Genomic DNA, 18177 nt, shown 5'->3' with positions numbered 1-18177 from the left:
ACATCGGCTCACATAATCAAAAAAATCTTCTTCCGTACCTGAAAATCCGGTTTTCCGGTGTGAGGATAAACAATGAAAAAACAGTTATTTCGTACCCTTACTGCAAGCATTTTACTGATGAGTACCTCTGTACTGGCGGAACAAGCGCCGTCGCGCACTGAATGTATCGCCCCTGCTAAACCCGGCGGTGGTTTCGATCTCACCTGTAAGCTGATTCAGGTGAGTTTGATGGAAACCGGCGCTATCGAAAAACCGATGCGCGTGACATACATGCCCGGCGGCGTTGGCGCTGTGGCCTATAACGCGATTGTTGCCCAACGCCCGGCTGAAGCAGGCACCGTGGTGGCCTTCTCCGGCGGCTCCTTGCTGAATCTGTCACAGGGCAAGTTTGGTCGCTACGGCGTGGATGATGTCCGCTGGCTGGCCAGTGTGGGTACCGATTACGGCATGATTGCCGTACGTCAGGACGCGCCATGGAAGACGCTGAAAGATCTGCTGACAGCCATGGAAAAAGATCCCAACAGCGTGGTCATTGGTGCTGGCGCCTCTATCGGTAGCCAGGACTGGATGAAGTCGGCGCTGCTGGCGCAAAAAGCCAATGTCGATCCGCACAAGATGCGCTACGTGGCCTTTGAAGGCGGTGGCGAACCGGTTACCGCATTGATGGGAAATCACGTACAGGTGGTTTCCGGCGATCTTAGTGAGATGGTGCCTTACCTCAGCGGCGACAAAATCCGCGTGCTCGCAGTGTTCTCTGATGAACGCCTGCCGGGCCAGTTAGCCAACGTACCAACCGCTAAAGAGCAGGGTTATGACCTCGTGTGGCCTATCATTCGTGGCTTCTACGTTGGGCCAAAAGTCAGCGACGCCGAGTATCAGTGGTGGGTTGATGCCTTTAACAAACTCCAGCAGACCGATGAGTTTAAAAAGCAGCGCGATCTGCGCGGTCTGTTTGAGTTCAACATGAGCGGCAAACAGCTCGACGACTACGTGAAAAAGCAGGTCACGGATTATCGTGAGCAGGCGAAAGCCTTCGGTCTGGCGAAGTAAACGCAGAGGCAAAGATGATGAGCGATCGTATTTTCGCAGGTATCTGGCTGTTGCTCTGCATAGCCGGGCTGTTCGTGGCCTGGCAAATCAGCAGCGAATACAGCTATGAACCCGTAGGGCCGCGTCCCTTCCCGCTTGGCATTATCAGTCTGATGCTGGTCTGCGCCGTGGCGCTGCTGTTGCGCCATCCGGACACCATCAGTTGGCCCCGTCGCCACGTGCTGCAAAAGCTGCTGACGATGGTCATTGTTCTGTTGATGTACGCCTGGGGTTTTGAGTGGCTCGGTTTTCCCATCGCCACCGCCATTCTCACCGTGGTGATTGGCATGCTGTTCGGCGCAACCATCCCGGCTGCGGGTATTTCCGGCGCGGTGCTCGGCATTCTGCTGTGGTTTGCCTTCGACCGACTGCTTGACGTCACCTTACCACTCGGCGCCTGGCTGGGTTAACGGAGAAACGATGGATACCTGGATTTATCTTTCTCAGGGTTTCGCGGTGGCAATGACGCCGGAAAACCTGGTCATCGCCTTGATAGGCTGTTTTGTCGGCACCATTGTGGGTTTGTTGCCTGGCCTTGGGCCGATCAACGGCGTGGCGATTCTGCTGCCGTTGGCCTTTGCGCTGCATCTGCCCGCAGAATCCGCGCTGATCCTGCTGGCTACAGTCTACATAGGCTGTGAATATGGCGGGCGCATCTCCTCCATTCTGCTGAATGTTCCTGGCGATGCGGCGGCGATTATGACCGCGCTGGATGGTTACCCGATGGCGCAGCAAGGACGCGGCGGCGTGGCGCTCTCTATCTCGGCGGTCAGCTCTTTCTTTGGTTCGCTTATCGCCATCGGTGGCATCATTCTGTTTGCCCCGGCGTTAGCCCAATGGTCGCTGGCCTTCGGTCCGGCGGAATACTTTGCCTTAATGGTTTTCGCCATTGCCTGTCTCGGCAGCATGATGGCGCAAAATCCGCTGAAATCATTTCTGGCAGCGCTTATCGGTCTCGGACTTGCGACCGTCGGCGTAGACGCCAACACCGGGGTTTATCGCTTTACTTTTGACAGTGTCCATCTCTCTGACGGTGTGCAGTTTATCGTGGTGGTGATTGGGCTGTTCTCTGTCTCTGAAATACTGTTAATGCTGGAACATACCAGCAGTGGCCAGACGCTGGTGCGTAAAACGGGCCGCATGTTGTTCAACGCCAAAGAAGGCGCACAGTGCGTAGGGGCCACCCTGCGTTCATCAGTGATCGGCTTTTTCGTCGGCGTTCTGCCTGGCGCTGGCGCCACCATTGCCAGTGCCATCACCTACATGACCGAGAAAAAGCTCAGCGGCAACAGCGACAGCTTTGGCAAGGGGGATATTCGTGGCGTAGCGGCGCCAGAAGCCGCCAATAACGCCTCGGCTTGTGGCTCTTTTATTCCGATGCTGACGCTCGGCGTGCCGGGCTCCGGTACTACGGCGGTGATGATGGGCGCGCTGACGCTGTACAACATCACCCCGGGTCCAGCCATGTTTACCGAGCAGCCGGATATCGTTTGGGGGCTGATTGCAGCGCTGCTGATTGCTAACGTAATGCTGCTGGTGATGAACATTCCGCTGATCGGTCTGTTTACCCGCATGCTGACCATCCCGCTGTGGTTTTTGGTACCGGCTATCGCGGCAGTTTCCGCGGTTGGCGTGTACGCCGTTCACAGCACCACCTTCGATTTGGTATTGATGGTCGCCCTCGGCGTGCTGGGCTACATCCTGCGTAAAATGCACTTCCCAATGTCGCCATTGATTCTGGGCTTCGTTCTCGGGGAAATGCTGGAGCAGAACCTGCGCCGGGCGTTGTCTATCAGTAACGGCAGTATGGATATTCTGTGGGCCAGCGGCGTGGCGAAAGTGCTGCTGGTGATGGCGGTACTGGTTATCGTGGTCCCGCCGGTGCTGCGCATGATCCGTAAACGCAACAGCAAACCGCAGGTGGATATCGGTTAATAATATGCCGGATGGCGGCGCTATTGCGCCCTATCCGGCCTACAATTTGGCTCGGTTGTAGGCCGGATAAGTGCAACGCCATCCGGCATTTTTATTTTCCGCGCAGCCCCTGCGTTCCTTCCAGCACATGCTCAACAAACCGTGTCAGCTTAGGCAACGGACGCAAATCCTGTCGCCACAGCAAATGAATTGGCCGCGGCTGCGGCGTAAACCCTTCCAGGATCCGAATCAATTTCCCCGTAGCCAGTTCTTGCGCCAGCAGCACCTCAGGTTGCAATAACAGCCCAGCCCCCGCTACTGCCGCCATACGCAGGCCATGACCATCGTTACAGCGCAGGATCGCATCGCGCTTCCATCTGACCTCCCCCGTCACGCCAGGCAGTATCCACTCGTTTCGAGCCGTCCACACGGTATGAGACAGGCACAGATGATCCACCAGATCCGCGGGCGTCCGGGGGGTGCCATGGCGAGCAAGATAATCTGGCGAAGCACAAATTGCCATACGGTAGGGACACAGGTATTTCGCCACCACGTCAGTCTGATGGATATCGCCAATGCGGATCGCCAGATCGACACCTTCATTCACCAGATCAACCATCCGGTTGGTGAGATCCAGTTCAATACGCACCTCTGGCCAGGTCTGTAAAAACGCAGCGGCCAGCGGCGAGATCACGCAAGCGCCAAAAGAAGTGGGCGCGCTAATGCGCAGCGTCCCCGCAGGTGCCAGCCGCAGACGCTCTACCGAACGTTCGGCTATCGATACCTGCTCCAGCACGCGACGGGCTTCTTCAAAATAGACGCGTCCGGCATCGGTCAGACTCTGGCGGCGCGTATTGCGCTCCAGCAAACGCGTGCCGAGCTGCGCTTCCAGTTGGGTGATATATTTTCCCACCATCACCGCAGACATCTCGAGCCTCGTCGCCGCAGAAGTAAAGCTCCCACTCTCCACCACGGCGACAAACGTTTCCATGCCGCGCAGTTTATCCATATTACAAACCCCTGGTTAGTAATCATCTAACTTTTAGCCAGTTTATCTGATTTCATTTTCATTAAAGAATAGCGGCTCACACTATTGCGGAGGTGGTTATGAAAATCGTCATTATTGGTGCCAGTGGTACAGTGGGTCGCGCAGTTACGCAAGCATTGAGCCGTAAACATGAGGTGGTCCGCGTGGGTCGCACTCAGGGTGATTACCAGGTCGATATCACCTCGCAGGAGAGTGTCGAGGCCTTGTTTGAAAAAGTCGGTCGGGTAGATGCGATCGTTTCCGCCACCGGTAATCTGTTCTTTGGGCCGCTGTCGACAATGACCGACCAGGACTTTAATCAGGGGCTTCAGGATAAACTATTAGGCCAGATACGCCTGGCATTAACCGGGCAGCATTTCCTGAATGATGGCGGATCGATAACGTTAATTAGCGGCATTATCGCCCACGAGCCCATCGCCCAGGGGACAAACGCCGCAACGATCAATGCCGGGCTGGAAGGATTTGTTCGCGCCGCGGCCTGTGAACTAGGCCATGGTCAACGCATTAACCTGATAAGTCCGACCGTGCTGAGTGAGTCCGCCGAAGCATACGACAGTTTCTTCCCGGGCTTTGAAAGCGTGCCCGCCACCACCGTCGCCAACGCCTACCGCCGCAGTGTGGAAGGCATCCAAACCGGGCGTATTTATAAAGTCGGTTACTGACTTTGCCGCTGCCGTTGACACATCACCAACGGCAGCGTGATTAACCCACTGTTTTAAAATACTTTATCTTTTTCCTCGCATTAACCCACACCCTTCATAATGTTAAATAATTGTTGCTTTTGATCACAAATAATAAACAAACAAGCTCATTCTGTGCGCGTTTTTCAAAAATGTAGATATTTTTAATTTATGGCTACGAAACGAGCTGCGCCATATCTCCCTGACAATCTACTGAGAGGAACGATTTGATGAACGCACTGACTGCCGTAAAACCGAACGCTGAAGATCCAGCCCAGCACTACAGCGGTTTCACGCTGAAACCGTCAGCCCAATCCCCACGCCTGCTGGAGCTGACTTTTTCTGCTGAGACCACTGAGCAATTTCTGCAGGCCGTCGCGCAGTGGCCGGTTCAGGCGCTGGAATACAAATCCTTCTTGCGCTTCAAAGTGGGCAAGATCCTCGACGACCTGTGCGGCAATCAGTTACAGCCCCTGCTGCTGAAAACCCTGCTCGATCGTGCCGAAGGCGCACTGCTAATCAATGCCGTTGGCGTAGACGACGTGGCGCAGGCGGAAGAGATGGTCAAGCTGGCAACGGCGGTAGCGCACCTCATCGGACGCTCTAATTTTGATGCGATGAGCGGTCAATATTACGCACGTTTTGTGGTGAAAAACGTCGATAACTCAGACAGCTATCTGCGCCAGCCTCACCGAGTAATGGAATTGCACAACGACGGAACCTACCTCGAAGAAATCACCGATTACGTGCTGATGATGAAGATCGACGAGCAGAACATGACCGGCGGTAACTCGCTGCTGCTGCACCTCGACGACTGGGAGCATCTGGAGCAGTACTTTACCCATCCTCTGGCACGTCGCGCCATGCGCTTTGCCGCACCGCCAAGCAAAAACGTCAGTCAGGAAGTGTTCCATCCGGTATTTGACGTTGACCAGCAGGGCCGCCCGGTAATGCGCTACATCGACCAGTTCGTCCAGCCAAAAGACTATGAAGAAGGCGTCTGGCTGAGCGACCTGTCCGATGCGCTGGAAACCAGCAAGAGCATTATTTCCGTTCCGGTTTCAGTGGGTAAATTCCTGCTGATCAACAACCTGTTCTGGCTGCACGGGCGCGATCGTTTCACTTCGCATCCGGACTTGCGCCGCGAACTGATGCGCCAGCGTGGTTATTTTGCGTACGCGACCAACCACTACCAGACCCATCAGTAAGCGCGAAGGAAAAGCGGATGTATGATTTTGTGATTATTGGCGGCGGCATTATCGGCATGTCGACCGCCATGCAACTGATTGATGTCTATCCGGACGCCAAAATCGCGCTACTGGAAAAAGAGTCCGGCCCGGCCTGCCACCAGACAGGCCACAACAGCGGCGTCATTCATGCCGGGGTCTATTACACCCCCGGCAGCCTGAAGGCACAATTTTGCCTGGCCGGAAATCGCGCCACAAAAGCCTTTTGCGACCAAAACGGCATCCGCTACGACGTCTGCGGAAAAATGCTGGTTGCCACCTCCGCTCTGGAAATGGAGCGCATGCGCGCGCTTTGGGATCGCACCGCCGCTAACGGTCTGGAGCGCGAATGGCTGAATGCGCAGGAACTTCGCGAGCGTGAACCCAATATCACCGGACTGGGCGGCATTTTTGTCCCGTCGAGCGGGATTGTCAGCTACCGCGAAGTCACCGCCGCGATGGCGAAGATTTTCCAGGCTAAAGGCGGTGAGATTATTTACAACGCCGAGGTCAGCGCGCTGAAAGAACATGCCGCGGGCGTGATTGTCCGTACCCGTCAGGGCCAGGAATATGAAGGCGCGACGCTGATTAGCTGTTCTGGCCTGATGGCGGACCGACTGGTAAAAATGCTCGGCGTTGAACCTGGCTTTATCATCTGTCCGTTCCGGGGCGAATATTTCCGCCTGGCGCCAGAACATAATCAGATAGTTAACCATTTGATCTACCCCATCCCCGACCCGGCGATGCCGTTTCTCGGCGTTCATCTGACCCGGATGATTGACGGCAGCGTCACCGTCGGCCCCAACGCGGTACTGGCATTTAAACGTGAAGGCTATCGTAAACGTGACTTCTCGCTCAGCGATACGCTGGAGATCCTCGGCTCTTCTGGTATTCGCCGCGTGCTGCAAAACAACCTGCGCTCAGGGCTTGGCGAAATGAAGAATTCGCTATGCAAAAGCGGTTATCTGCGGCTGGTACAAAAGTACTGCCCGAGCCTGACGCTTAAGGATCTGCAACCGTGGCCTGCGGGCGTACGGGCACAGGCGGTATCACCTGATGGCAAGCTTATCGACGATTTTCTGTTTGTCACCACGCCACGCTCAATTCACACCTGTAACGCCCCTTCTCCGGCAGCAACGTCGGCAATCCCTATCGGCGCACATATTGTCAGCAAAGTTCATGCGCTGCTGGAGAACCAGAGTAACCCCGGACGCACGCTGCGTGCGGCACGTAGCGTGGAGACATTACACGCCGCATTTACCCGTTAAACCGATTAAGACAGGAAGCAATCATGCAACTTAACGATCCAACCTTATTTCGCCAGCAGGCACTGATCGACGGCAACTGGCGTGACGCCAACAGCGGCGAGACCATCGCGGTGACCAATCCCGCCAACGGTCAGCAATTGGGTAGCGTACCTAAAATGGGGGCAGATGAAACCCGCGAAGCGATTAACGCCGCTAACCGCGCCCTGCCGGCCTGGCGTGCGCTGACCGCCAAAGAGCGAGCCAATATCCTGCGCCGCTGGTTCAACCTGATGATTGAGCATCAGGACGATCTCGCCCGCTTGATGACCCTGGAACAGGGTAAACCGCTGGCGGAGGCCAAAGGCGAAATCACCTATGCAGCCTCATTTATTGAGTGGTTTGCCGAAGAGGGCAAACGCATCTATGGCGATACGATCCCTGGCCATCAGGCTGATAAACGCCTGATCGTCATTAAGCAGCCGATCGGCGTTACCGCCGCGATTACGCCGTGGAACTTCCCCTCAGCGATGATCACCCGTAAAGCCGGTCCGGCGCTGGCAGCAGGCTGTACGATGGTGCTTAAACCCGCCAGCCAGACCCCCTACTCCGCACTGGCGCTGGCAGAACTGGCTAATCGCGCCGGGATCCCGGCTGGCGTTTTCAGCGTGGTGACTGGTTCTGCGAGCGCGGTCGGCAACGAGCTAACAGGCAACCCGCTGGTACGCAAGCTGTCATTTACCGGCTCGACCGAAATCGGCCGTCAGTTAATGCAGCAATGCGCCAAAGACATCAAAAAAGTATCGCTGGAGCTGGGCGGCAATGCGCCGTTTATCGTCTTTGACGATGCCGATCTTGATAAAGCCGTGGAAGGCGCGCTGGCATCGAAGTTCCGTAACGCTGGTCAAACCTGCGTCTGCGCCAACCGCCTGTACGTGCAGGACGGCGTGTATGAGCGCTTTGCTGAAAAACTCCAGCAGGCGGTGAGCAAGCTGCATCTCGGCGATGGTCTGCAACCTGACGTCACCACCGGACCGCTGATCGACGAGAAAGCGGTTGCCAAAGTGCAGGAACACATCGCCGACGCTCTGGATAAAGGCGCACGCATTATCGCGGGCGGTAAACCTCATGCGCTCGGCGGTAACTTCTTCCAGCCCACCATTCTGGTAGATGTGCCTGATAACGCGAAGGTCGCCAAAGAGGAAACCTTCGGCCCGCTGGCTCCGCTGTTTCGTTTTAAAGACGAAGCTGACGTCATCGCTCAGGCCAACGACACCGAGTTTGGTCTGGCCGCCTATTTCTACGCCCGTGATTTAAGCCGCGTCTTCCGCGTTGGCGAAGCGCTGGAGTACGGCATCGTCGGGATTAACACCGGCATTATCTCCAACGAAGTCGCCCCGTTTGGGGGGATAAAAGCCTCCGGTCTTGGCCGTGAAGGATCGAAATACGGCATCGAAGACTACTTAGAAATCAAATATATGTGCATCGGCCTTTAATAAAACAAATACTGGAGAACACCTGATGAGCACCAACAAAGAACTTATGCAACGTCGCAGCAACGCCGTTCCCCGTGGCGTAGGACAGATCCACCCTATTTTTGCCGAGCGGGCAGAAAACTGTCGGGTCTGGGACGTTGAAGGCCGGGAATTCCTCGACTTTGCTGGCGGTATTGCGGTGCTGAACACCGGTCACCTGCATCCGCAGATCGTCTCTGCGGTAGAAGCGCAGTTGAAAAAGCTGTCCCATACCTGTTTCCAGGTGCTGGCCTATGAGCCGTACCTGGAGCTGTGTGAAATCATGAATAAGAAAGTGCCGGGTGATTTCGCCAAGAAAACCCTGCTGGTGACCACCGGTTCTGAAGCGGTAGAAAACGCGGTGAAAATCGCCCGCGCCGCCACCAAGCGTACGGGGACTATCGCCTTTAGCGGCGCTTACCACGGTCGTACCCACTACACCCTGTCACTGACCGGGAAAGTCAATCCGTACTCCGCCGGAATGGGGCTGATGCCGGGCCACGTGTATCGCGCGCTTTATCCTTGCCCTCTGCACGGCATCAGTGAAGATGATGCTATCGCCAGCATTCACCGCATTTTCAAAAACGATGCCGCGCCAGAAGACGTCGCCGCCATCGTGATTGAACCCGTTCAGGGCGAAGGTGGCTTTTACGCAGCCTCTCCTTCCTTTATGCAACGGCTGCGCGCCATTTGTGACGAACACGGGATCATGCTGATTGCCGATGAAGTACAGAGCGGTGCGGGCCGTACCGGTACGCTGTTTGCCATGGAGCAGATGGGCGTTGCGCCCGATCTCACCACCTTCGCCAAATCCATCGCCGGAGGCTTCCCGCTGGCGGGCGTGACCGGACGCGCCGAAGTCATGGACGCAATCCCACCGGGCGGTCTGGGCGGTACCTATGCCGGTAACCCAATTGCCTGCGCCGCCGCGCTGGCGGTACTGAACATTTTTGAACAGGAAAATCTGCTGCAAAAAGCCAACGAGCTGGGACAAACCCTGCGCGAAGGCCTGCTGGCTATCGCGGAAACCCATCGCGAGATTGGCGACGTACGCGGGCTGGGCGCGATGATTGCTATCGAACTGTTCGAAAACGGCGACCACACGAAACCAGACGCCAAACTGACTGCGGAAGTGGTGGCGCGTGCACGCGAGAAAGGACTGATCCTGCTCTCCTGCGGACCTTACTACAACGTGCTGCGCATTCTTGTCCCGCTGACTATTGAAGATGCGCAAATCCGCCAGGGGCTGGACATTATCGCCCAGTGTTTTGCCGAGGCAAAGCAGGGTTAAACCCCCGAATAAAAACGGGAAATTGTAGGCCGGATAAAGCGCAAGCGCTGCCATCCGGCAATGTTGTGATGCCCGGTGGCGCTACGCTTACCGGGCCTACGGGTAAGGTGCAGGAAGCGACGTCAATAACAATAACGAGGTTTAAAGATGGGGCAAGTGTCACAATCACATGATTTAGGGGGCGGGCTGAAATCACGCCACGTCACCATGCTGTCTATTGCCGGGGTAATCGGCGCAAGTCTGTTCGTCGGTTCAAGTGTGGCGATTGCAGAAGCCGGTCCCGCAGTATTATTAGCCTATCTGTTCGCCGGATTGCTGGTGGTGATGATTATGCGCATGCTGGCCGAAATGGCCGTTGCCACCCCGGATACCGGTTCTTTTTCCACTTACGCCGATAAGGCCATTGGCCCGTGGGCAGGTTATACCATCGGCTGGCTGTACTGGTGGTTCTGGGTGTTAGTTATCCCTCTGGAAGCGAATATCGCCGCCATCATTCTGCACTCCTGGGTACCAGGTATTCCTATCTGGCTGTTTTCTCTGGTTATCACGCTGGCGTTAACCGGCAGTAATTTGCTGAGCGTCAAAAATTACGGTGAGTTCGAGTTCTGGCTGGCGCTGTGCAAAGTGGTTGCCATTCTGGCGTTTATTACCCTCGGTGCGGCGGCGATTAGCGGTTTCTACCCTTATGCCGAGGTTAGCGGAGTTTCACGCCTGTGGGATCAGGGCGGCTTTATGCCCAACGGTTTTGGCGCCGTGATCAGCGCGATGTTAATCACCATGTTCTCCTTTATGGGCGCAGAGATAGTTACCATCGCCGCCGCCGAATCCGATACCCCGGATAAACATATCGTTCGCGCCACCAACTCGGTTATCTGGCGTATCTCTATCTTCTATCTGTGCTCTATTTTTGTGGTGGTGGCGCTGATCCCGTGGAACATGCCGGGCCTGAAAGAAGTCGGTTCTTATCGCTCGGTGCTGGAGCTACTGCATATCCCGCACGCGAAATTGATCATGGACTGCGTCATTTTACTGTCGGTGACCAGCTGTCTTAACTCCGCACTGTATACGTCATCGCGTATGCTCTACTCCCTTAGCCGCCGTGGCGATGCCCCCGCCTTTATGGGTAAAACGAACCGCAGCAAAACGCCTTATGTGGCGGTGTTACTGTCGACAGGTGCTGCGTTCCTCACCGTCATCGTCAACTATTACGCCCCGGCCAAGGTATTTAAATTCCTGATCGACAGCTCCGGTGCCATCGCGCTGCTGGTGTATCTGGTCATTGCCGTTTCTCAACTGCGGATGCGCAAAATCCTGCTGGCGCGAGGCGGTGAAATTAAACTGAAAATGTGGCTCTATCCGTGGCTTACCTGGCTGGTCATCGCGTTTATTATCTTTGTGTTGGTGGTCATGCTGTTTCGCCCGGCCCAACAGCTGGAAGTTATCTCTACCGGGTTGTTAGCCATAGGAATTATTTGCACCGTGCCCATTATGTCACGCTGGAAAAAACTGCTATCGTGGCAAAAAGCACCATTGCAAAATACGCATTAAACCTGTTCCCGGCGCAGGCCGGGAAATCCTTTCAGGAGTATGACCATGACCGCCATTCCCCAACCGACGGCCATTGATGGATACCGCTGGCTGAAGAACGACATCATCCGCGGTGTGTATCAGCCTGATGAAAAACTGCGTATGAGTCTGCTAACCTCACGCTATGAGCTAGGCGTGGGACCGCTGCGCGAAGCGCTTTCGCAGTTAGTTGCCGAGCGGTTAGTGACGGTGGTTAATCAGAAAGGGTATCGTGTCGCCCCGATGTCAGAGCAGGAGTTGCTCGATATTTTCGATGCCCGCGCCAATATGGAAGCCATGCTGGTCGCGCTGGCCATTGAACGCGGCGACGACGCCTGGGAAGCTGAAATTCTGGCGCGCGCGCATATGCTCAGTAAGCTTGAAGCCATTGATGCCAGCGAACAGATGCTCGACGAGTGGGATCAGCGCCATCAGGCGTTTCACTCGGCGATTGTCGCCGGCTGTGGTTCACAATATCTGCTGCAAATGCGTGAACGGCTGTTTTCTCTGGCGGCGCGCTACCGGTTTATCTGGCTGCGTAAAACGGTACTGTCGGTTGAAATGCTGGAAGACAAACACGATCAGCACAAGACGCTGACCGAAGTGATTCTGGCACGTGATGCCGCGCGCGCCAGCGAATTAATGCGCCAGCACTTGCTGACGCCGATTCCGATTATTCAACAGGCTATGAGCGGTAAATTGCTGACGCAATAAGCCTGAATAATATTACTGTTCCGGAATACGTAAAACCTGCCCAGGATAGATTTTATCCGGGCTTTTCAGCATTGGTTTATTCGCTTCAAATATCTGGTTATACAGGTTGGCATTACCGTAAACCTGTTTGGCAATAGCGCTCAGGGTATCCCCTGATTTCACGGTATAAAACTGGCTTTCGCTCGCGGGTGCAGAAGTTTTAACCTGATCATCTACGCTGGCGATACCAGAGATATTACCAATCGCGATCAGAATTTTTTCTTTCGCTTCCTGACTTAATCCATCACCAGAAACAGTGGCTTTGCCTTCATTAATTTGCACGTCCACTTTATCCGCATCAGGGATGCCGGTTTTGTTCAGGTGTTCCTGCACTCTTTTTGCCAGATCGGCTGTGTCATGGTTTCCAGTGACCGCATCCCACAGTTTTTCACCTGCATCTTTTACGAAATTGAAGAGTCCCATATCCACCTCGGTAATTAACAATCAACACCCAAAAGTGTAGCAGAGGAGAAAGGGACACAAAGAAAACGGCGCCGAAGCGCCGTAGTAGAAAGGAATTAATTACGCGTCTGTATCCAGAAGGCATGGATCAAACCAGGAATGTAGCCCAGCAGCGTCAGAACGATATTGAGGATAAATGCCCAGCCGAATCCCTTCCCCAGCAGCACGCCAAGCGGGGGCAGAATAATAGTAAAAACGATTCTCCAGAAACCCATACACACTCCCTACAAGCAAAAATTAATCATTGTTTAAAAAGAGATTTTATCTCTAAGATTAATCAGTGTAGCTAACTCCTCCCGTCTCGCCCTGCTGTTTTACCCTCCTTTACGCTCTTTACGCTGGCGTACGTTGGCCGTTTATTTTAGAATATACTTAATTTAGACAACACTTAAATACATATGACTGAACTTGAACAACTCCAGGCCAGCGCTGAACAGGCTGCCGCCCTGCTAAAAGCGATGAGTAACCCGAAACGGTTGCTGATTTTGTGCATGCTCTGTGGTTCACCCGGTACCAGCGCGGGTGAGTTAGCCCGTGTTACCGGCCTTAGTCCTTCCGCCACTTCCCAGCATCTGGCGCGTATGCGTGAAGAAGGTCTGATAGAAAGCCAGCGCGATGCCCAGCGCATCCTCTACTCCATTAAAAATGCGGCCGTGAATTCGCTGATCGCCACATTAAAAACACTGTATTGCCCATAAGGAGCCATCATGACTATTGGGAAGATTTCCCCACGCGAGGCGCAGACACTGGTCGCGCAGGGTACAAAACTGATTGATATCCGCGATGCTGACGAGTATCTGCACGAGCATATTCCTGAGGCACATCTGGCGCCATTACCCGCGCTTGAGCAGGGATCGCTGCCAGCGAATTTACGCGCCGAGCAGGTGATTTTTCACTGCCAGTCAGGCAAACGTACACAAAATGCGGCAACAAAACTGAGCGCCATCGCCGCACCCGCGCAGGTCTGGTTGCTGGAAGGTGGAATTGACGGCTGGAAAGCCGCGGGGTTGCCGGTGGCGAAAGACAGTTCACAACCGTTACCGCTGATGCGTCAGGTGCAGATAGCCGCAGGCAGCCTTGCCCTACTCGGCGTTATTCTGGGCTATAGCGTTAGCAGCGCCTTCTTCTTGCTGAGCGGTTTTGTGGGCGCCGGGCTGATACTCGCTGGCGTAACCGGCTTTTGCGGTATGGCGCGATTACTGGACATCATGCCCTGGAACCGACGTACTCATTAAGCGGTAATCATTGAAACAGCACTGTACCCGCCGGTTGACGTGATCTATGGTGAGTTCTGCGATAAATGATAAATAAAGGAGCGCAACATTATGTTTAAACCTGGCGATCTGGTTCAACCGCGTATGGGCGGTCCAAAACTGAAGGTTGTTGAAGTCAATGACGATCAAATTGTGGCGGTACAAGCCAGTAATGAAAGCGGTGATAAATTCACGCTGAAAGCAGCTGATGTCACGCGATATACCGAAGAGGGTGATTTCGGCGTTTGCTGAAAATAAGCGGTGAGGATCTCCTCACCGCCTTCGCAATTAGATCAAAAAGTCATCAAGAGATTTACCGGCAGCCAGCGCCTGGGCAATTGGCTTCGGTGTGCGACCTTGTCCGGTCCATGTTTTCGTTTCACCATTGAGATCGATAAAACGATATTTCGCCGGGCGCGGTTGGCGTTTTTTAACTGAACGTGCCGTCGCAGGTGTTATGCTCAGCAGCTCCTCCGGGCTGATCCCGTCTGCCTGCATCTGCGCCAGCAAGGCATTAATTTTTGCCTGCTGTTCCGCACGTTGGCGCTGTAGGTGTTCTTCTTCATCGCGCCGTTCTTTGGTCACTACTCTGAATTTTTCAAGCATATCTTCCAGTACATCAACGGAAAATTCACGAGCCATTGCACGCAGCGAGCGGATATTATTTAAGTTTTTTAACATTGAACTCATATTAACAAAACCTCTTTAACGTAAAACATAAAAACGGTATTACGCTAAATATTGTATGCAACCAATTATTATATTTCCAGTCTAATTTATTCGTTTATCATTAAACAAATAGCCAACTCTGATATTTATAGCATCCATTCTGCTATCGCCCAGACAATATATTCTATTACCCTGATTGCAGCTTTGAATATACCTGCAAGGTATCTCAGCGCGTCACTTAAGAAACAAGCCACGGCATCTCGTGGAACCAACGAGTATACATATTGCACATCAGTCAACATTCAGAAAAGGAGCGCAAAAAATTCAGAAAAACAAGCAACAATAACTCTTTGATCTAAAAAGACTTTAATTAACACAGCAACGAAAACACCAAAACGAACAAAAAACAAACCATTACAGAGCATTTTATCGACAAAAAGACAATAAATAAAAATTTTCAGCTAGTTGCTAGTTATTATCCAGGCAGATATCCTATTAAAACGCGAAAGCAGCAAGACAAATCACTAGCAGTTAAGGTATTCAAAACCTTTTTTCCCCTTTTTACAAGGAGCATTAACATGTTCTCTCCGCAGTCACGCTTGCGTCATGCAGTAGCAGACACGTTCGCGATGGTTGTTTATTGTTCTGTCGTGAACATGTTGATCGAAATATTCCTTTCTGGAATGAGCTTCGAACAGTCGCTGTATTCCAGATTAGTCGCTATCCCTGTCAACATACTGATCGCGTGGCCATACGGCATGTATCGTGATTTGTTCATGCGCGCGGCCCGTAAAGCCACGCAGGCAGGATGGGCAAAAAATCTGGCGGATGTGCTGGCTTATGTCACCTTCCAGTCGCCGGTGTATGTGATTATTCTGCTGACGGTTGGCGCAGACTGGCATCAGATTACGGCTGCAGTAAGTTCGAACATCGTGGTGTCAATGCTGATGGGCGCTGTCTATGGCTACTTTCTTGATTATTGCCGCCGCTTGTTTAAGGTCAGCAGCTATCATCAGGCTAAAGCCTGACACGCTTCTTCGCGACTGGCACTGCCAGTCGCGTTATTAGTTAGAATTAACGTCGCCAAACAGCCCGCTCAGATAACGTTCAAGCGCAATACGCGAGCTAAAGCCGTGCGGAATACCATAATGCTCATGAGTCTCTCCGGCTAAATACAGCGGGAATTGCTGGTAATGATCGCAAGTTTTAATATCCGTTGCCGGTTCCGCCAGCGAAGAGCTACGCTCTTTCAACGTGGGATGGATAATTAATGCGGTACGCCCCATGCGAGCTTCACGATTAACATACACATAATTTTCGCCACGCCGATAGCCGTACGTTTTCTGCGTCACTACATCAACGGTAAAGCCCACTTTTTCAAGTACGCGCGCCACCTCATCAGGTCGTAAATACATATTATTTTCCTCGTTATCTTTTACTGCGGGCTTACCTTACCTGATTCAGCATTAGCAACGCTTTCAGAAAAGTCCATAAACGAGTGAACACGATGAGACGAATATCTTAAGTAACGTACAGATTTATGTCAGCGCCAACCGCAGTTGGTAGGCCGCCTGTTGCGCCATTTCCGCCGAGCTGATATTGGTAAATGACAGCAATATTCCCCCCTTTCCTTCTGACGTTATTCGCCAGCGGCTTAGCGCCTGAACCGCTAACCCGGCCTGATTCGCTTTGCGCACCAGCGCAGTATCATCTCCGTCTACACTCATCACCAGTTGAATCCCACCTTCCTGAGGAATGACGCTAAATCCTTGTTCGGTCAGGGCGTTTTCCATCCATTGTCGTCGTTCGGCATAATGCTGTCGCATACGTTTTAAGTGTCGCCAGAAGTGGCCGTCTCGCATGAAATCCGCCAGCGTTTGCTGCCATAGAACCGGAACGCTACAGGCCGTTAGCGCCGCTTGTTGGCGAAAGCGTTCAACCTGGGTCAGAGGCACCACCAGCCATGCCGTACGCAAAGCCGGAAACATCGATTTGCTGAACGTTCCGGCATAAATCACCCGCTGAGGCGCATCCAGACTTTTTAGCGGCGGCAACGGCTTACCGTGGTAACGAAATTCACTGTCATAGTCATCTTCGATTACCCACGCCTGCGCACGAGTCGCCCACTCCAGCAACTGGTGGCGACGGTCCAAAGACAGTGCTACCCCCAGAGGGCTTTGATGAGCGGGAGTGAGCAGTACAAAACGCGCCTGCGGGTAGTCGCGGATCCCGGCGCTGACATCCAGACCATCGGCATCCACCACTACCGGCATCAACTCAATGCGTTCCTGAGCCACCACGGGCCGGATCAGCGGAAAACCGGGATCTTCGACCCACATTCCCTCACCGGGATGCGCCAGAGCGCGCAGGATTAACGTCATTGATGCCGCATAGCCTGAAGTGATAAAAATCTGCTCTGGCTGGCATTCAATGCTGCGTGAAACGCGCAGATAATCAACAATTGCCTGGCGTAACACCCGTTCACCACATACATCGCCCACCGCCAGATCAAAACGCGTTTGGGTGCGTAAACGCCGTCCCATCACCCGAGCCCAGACTTCACGCGGAAAAAGATCGAGTGCGGGTAATCCCATCTGAAAAGGTTGCGGTCTGGGATTTTCTCCGGCGAAGATGGCAGGCGATGCAGGCGCCCTTTCTGGTCGCAGTTGCTCACTGACAAACGTCCCTACCTGTCCACGCCGCGCGAGCCAGCCCTGCGCCACCAGCTCTGCATAGGCATTTTCCACCGTCGAGCGTGATACTCCCAGCTCCTGGGCCCAGGTCCGGCTGGAGGGCAATCTGGTACCGGGCTTGAGTTCACCTTTCTCAATTGCGTTTTTTAACTGACGGGCGATTTGCTGATAACGTGGCATTTATGGTCTGCTTTTTTGGTAACAATATGGCTCTCTGTTGCAGTCCATTATAGTGCTACATTGCGGGTCATCCAAACGAGGAGAAATACCATGACAATGTTACGCCAGCCCTATTACGAACTCAGTCCTGAAATCTATAACGCTCTGGTTCAGGCAAGCCAAGCGCTGGAAAACTGCGCGCTGGAACCTACATTGACGGAGCTGATTTACCTGCGGGTCTCGCAAATCAACGGCTGCGCCTTTTGTCTGGAAATGCACAGTAAAGCACTGCGCAAATCCGGTGTTGCGCAGGCCAAACTGGACGCACTGGCAGGCTGGCGGGTGAGTCACCACTTCAGCGAACAGGAACGTGCGGCGCTGGCGTGGGCCGAATCGGTCACCCAGATTGCCACTACTCACGCCGAAGATGACGTTTATCTGCCGCTGCTAGACCATTTCAGCGCGAAAGAAATTAGCGACCTGACATTTGCCATTAGTCTGATGAACTGCTTTAACCGTCTGGCGGTGGGGATGCGCATGTGATTCTGCGCTGCCGGATGGCGGCATAAATGCCTTATCCGGCCAAGGAAGTACTTTCCGGTAGGCCGGATTAGAC

General features: G+C 53.7%; 21 protein-coding genes. 15 read left to right on the top strand and 6 right to left on the bottom strand.

Annotation, left to right across the window (positions count from 1 at the left end):
• Nucleotides 1–72: 72 nt before the first annotated feature.
• The 3 genes from BZK40_RS04755 to BZK40_RS04745 are packed head-to-tail and all read left to right on the top strand — an operon-like array spanning nt 73 to nt 3024.
• A complete protein-coding gene (locus BZK40_RS04755) occupies nt 73–1050 on the top strand; it encodes a Bug family tripartite tricarboxylate transporter substrate binding protein (protein WP_008785593.1) in 978 nt (325 codons plus the stop codon).
• 14 nt (nt 1051–1064) lie between these two features.
• Nucleotides 1065–1499 (top strand): tripartite tricarboxylate transporter TctB family protein, encoded by a 435-nt coding sequence (locus BZK40_RS04750; RefSeq protein ID WP_095533105.1) that lies wholly within the window; start codon nt 1065–1067, stop codon nt 1497–1499.
• 10 nt (nt 1500–1509) lie between these two features.
• The gene (locus BZK40_RS04745) at nt 1510–3024 is read left to right on the top strand and encodes a tripartite tricarboxylate transporter permease (protein WP_003826025.1); all 1515 of its coding nucleotides are present in this window, start codon (nt 1510–1512) and stop codon (nt 3022–3024) included.
• Between the two features lie 91 nt (nt 3025–3115).
• Here the strand turns inward: BZK40_RS04745 and BZK40_RS04740 are convergent, their stop codons facing one another.
• The gene (locus tag BZK40_RS04740; protein ID WP_032944682.1) at nt 3116–4012 is read right to left on the bottom strand and encodes a LysR substrate-binding domain-containing protein; all 897 of its coding nucleotides are present in this window, start codon (nt 4010–4012) and stop codon (nt 3116–3118) included.
• A gap of 98 nt (nt 4013–4110) precedes the next feature.
• On the opposite strand from BZK40_RS04740, the gene BZK40_RS04735 reads away from it, so the two are divergent.
• From BZK40_RS04735 to csiR, 7 genes are all read left to right on the top strand, one after another.
• The gene (locus BZK40_RS04735; protein WP_008785596.1) at nt 4111–4713 is read left to right on the top strand and encodes a short chain dehydrogenase; all 603 of its coding nucleotides are present in this window, start codon (nt 4111–4113) and stop codon (nt 4711–4713) included.
• A gap of 248 nt (nt 4714–4961) precedes the next feature.
• Nucleotides 4962–5939, top strand: coding sequence for a glutarate dioxygenase GlaH (glaH, locus tag BZK40_RS04730; RefSeq protein WP_003826020.1), 978 nt, complete (start codon nt 4962–4964; stop codon nt 5937–5939).
• 17 nt (nt 5940–5956) lie between these two features.
• Nucleotides 5957–7225 carry an L-2-hydroxyglutarate oxidase gene (gene lhgO / locus BZK40_RS04725; RefSeq protein WP_032944687.1) on the top strand — a complete coding sequence of 423 codons (1269 nt, stop codon included), beginning with the start codon at nt 5957–5959 and terminating at the stop codon, nt 7223–7225.
• Nucleotides 7226–7248: 23 nt separating this feature from the next.
• Nucleotides 7249–8697 carry an NADP-dependent succinate-semialdehyde dehydrogenase gene (gabD, locus tag BZK40_RS04720; RefSeq protein WP_032944689.1) on the top strand — a complete coding sequence of 483 codons (1449 nt, stop codon included), beginning with the start codon at nt 7249–7251 and terminating at the stop codon, nt 8695–8697.
• A gap of 25 nt (nt 8698–8722) precedes the next feature.
• Complete coding sequence (gabT, locus tag BZK40_RS04715; RefSeq protein WP_008785600.1) at nt 8723–10006, top strand: 4-aminobutyrate--2-oxoglutarate transaminase; 1284 nt, start codon at nt 8723–8725, stop codon at nt 10004–10006.
• Between the two features lie 147 nt (nt 10007–10153).
• Nucleotides 10154–11554, top strand: a complete 1401-nt coding sequence (gene gabP, locus BZK40_RS04710; protein WP_032944690.1) for a GABA permease — start codon at nt 10154–10156, stop codon at nt 11552–11554.
• A gap of 45 nt (nt 11555–11599) precedes the next feature.
• Complete coding sequence (gene csiR, locus BZK40_RS04705) at nt 11600–12286, top strand: DNA-binding transcriptional regulator CsiR (RefSeq protein WP_048225222.1); 687 nt, start codon at nt 11600–11602, stop codon at nt 12284–12286.
• 12 nt (nt 12287–12298) lie between these two features.
• Here the strand turns inward: csiR and lysM are convergent, their stop codons facing one another.
• Nucleotides 12299–12748, bottom strand: coding sequence for a peptidoglycan-binding protein LysM (gene lysM / locus BZK40_RS04700; protein WP_048215704.1), 450 nt, complete (start codon nt 12746–12748; stop codon nt 12299–12301).
• A 95-nt stretch (nt 12749–12843) separates the two neighbouring features.
• A complete protein-coding gene (locus tag BZK40_RS04695) occupies nt 12844–13002 on the bottom strand; it encodes a YqaE/Pmp3 family membrane protein (protein WP_003037242.1) in 159 nt (52 codons plus the stop codon).
• 183 nt (nt 13003–13185) lie between these two features.
• Between BZK40_RS04695 and BZK40_RS04690 the strand changes: the two genes are divergently transcribed.
• The 3 genes from BZK40_RS04690 to BZK40_RS04680 all read left to right on the top strand — a co-directional run bounded on the left by BZK40_RS04690 (nt 13186) and on the right by BZK40_RS04680 (nt 14292).
• A complete protein-coding gene (locus tag BZK40_RS04690; protein ID WP_003037247.1) occupies nt 13186–13485 on the top strand; it encodes an ArsR/SmtB family transcription factor in 300 nt (99 codons plus the stop codon).
• 9 nt (nt 13486–13494) lie between these two features.
• Nucleotides 13495–14022, top strand: a complete 528-nt coding sequence (locus tag BZK40_RS04685; protein ID WP_079934236.1) for a rhodanese family protein — start codon at nt 13495–13497, stop codon at nt 14020–14022.
• A gap of 90 nt (nt 14023–14112) precedes the next feature.
• Nucleotides 14113–14292 (top strand): GDFGVC terminal motif YodC-like protein, encoded by a 180-nt coding sequence (locus BZK40_RS04680; protein ID WP_003825999.1) that lies wholly within the window; start codon nt 14113–14115, stop codon nt 14290–14292.
• A gap of 36 nt (nt 14293–14328) precedes the next feature.
• On the opposite strand, the gene stpA is transcribed toward BZK40_RS04680, so the two are convergent.
• Nucleotides 14329–14730, bottom strand: a complete 402-nt coding sequence (gene stpA, locus BZK40_RS04675; protein ID WP_079934235.1) for a DNA-binding protein StpA — start codon at nt 14728–14730, stop codon at nt 14329–14331.
• A gap of 557 nt (nt 14731–15287) precedes the next feature.
• On the opposite strand from stpA, the gene alaE reads away from it, so the two are divergent.
• The gene (gene alaE, locus BZK40_RS04670; protein ID WP_003037259.1) at nt 15288–15737 is read left to right on the top strand and encodes an L-alanine exporter AlaE; all 450 of its coding nucleotides are present in this window, start codon (nt 15288–15290) and stop codon (nt 15735–15737) included.
• A gap of 36 nt (nt 15738–15773) precedes the next feature.
• Here the strand turns inward: alaE and BZK40_RS04665 are convergent, their stop codons facing one another.
• Together BZK40_RS04665 and pdxR are read right to left on the bottom strand one after the other, a co-directional pair.
• Nucleotides 15774–16124, bottom strand: a complete 351-nt coding sequence (locus BZK40_RS04665) for a DUF2002 family protein (protein ID WP_003037262.1) — start codon at nt 16122–16124, stop codon at nt 15774–15776.
• Nucleotides 16125–16247: 123 nt separating this feature from the next.
• Nucleotides 16248–17582, bottom strand: coding sequence for a MocR-like pyridoxine biosynthesis transcription factor PdxR (gene pdxR / locus BZK40_RS04660; protein ID WP_079934234.1), 1335 nt, complete (start codon nt 17580–17582; stop codon nt 16248–16250).
• A 90-nt stretch (nt 17583–17672) separates the two neighbouring features.
• Here pdxR and BZK40_RS04655 point away from each other — a divergent pair, with 90 nt between their 5' ends.
• Nucleotides 17673–18104: a carboxymuconolactone decarboxylase family protein gene (locus BZK40_RS04655; protein ID WP_003825991.1), complete on the top strand. Its 432-nt coding sequence runs from the start codon at nt 17673–17675 to the stop codon at nt 18102–18104.
• The last annotated feature ends 73 nt before the right edge of the window (nt 18105–18177 follow it).

Origin of the sequence: Citrobacter portucalensis, from assembly GCF_002042885.1 — a bacterium.
Lineage (GTDB): Bacteria > Pseudomonadota > Gammaproteobacteria > Enterobacterales > Enterobacteriaceae > Citrobacter > Citrobacter portucalensis.
This window is presented reverse-complemented; position numbering and strand designations above follow the sequence as displayed.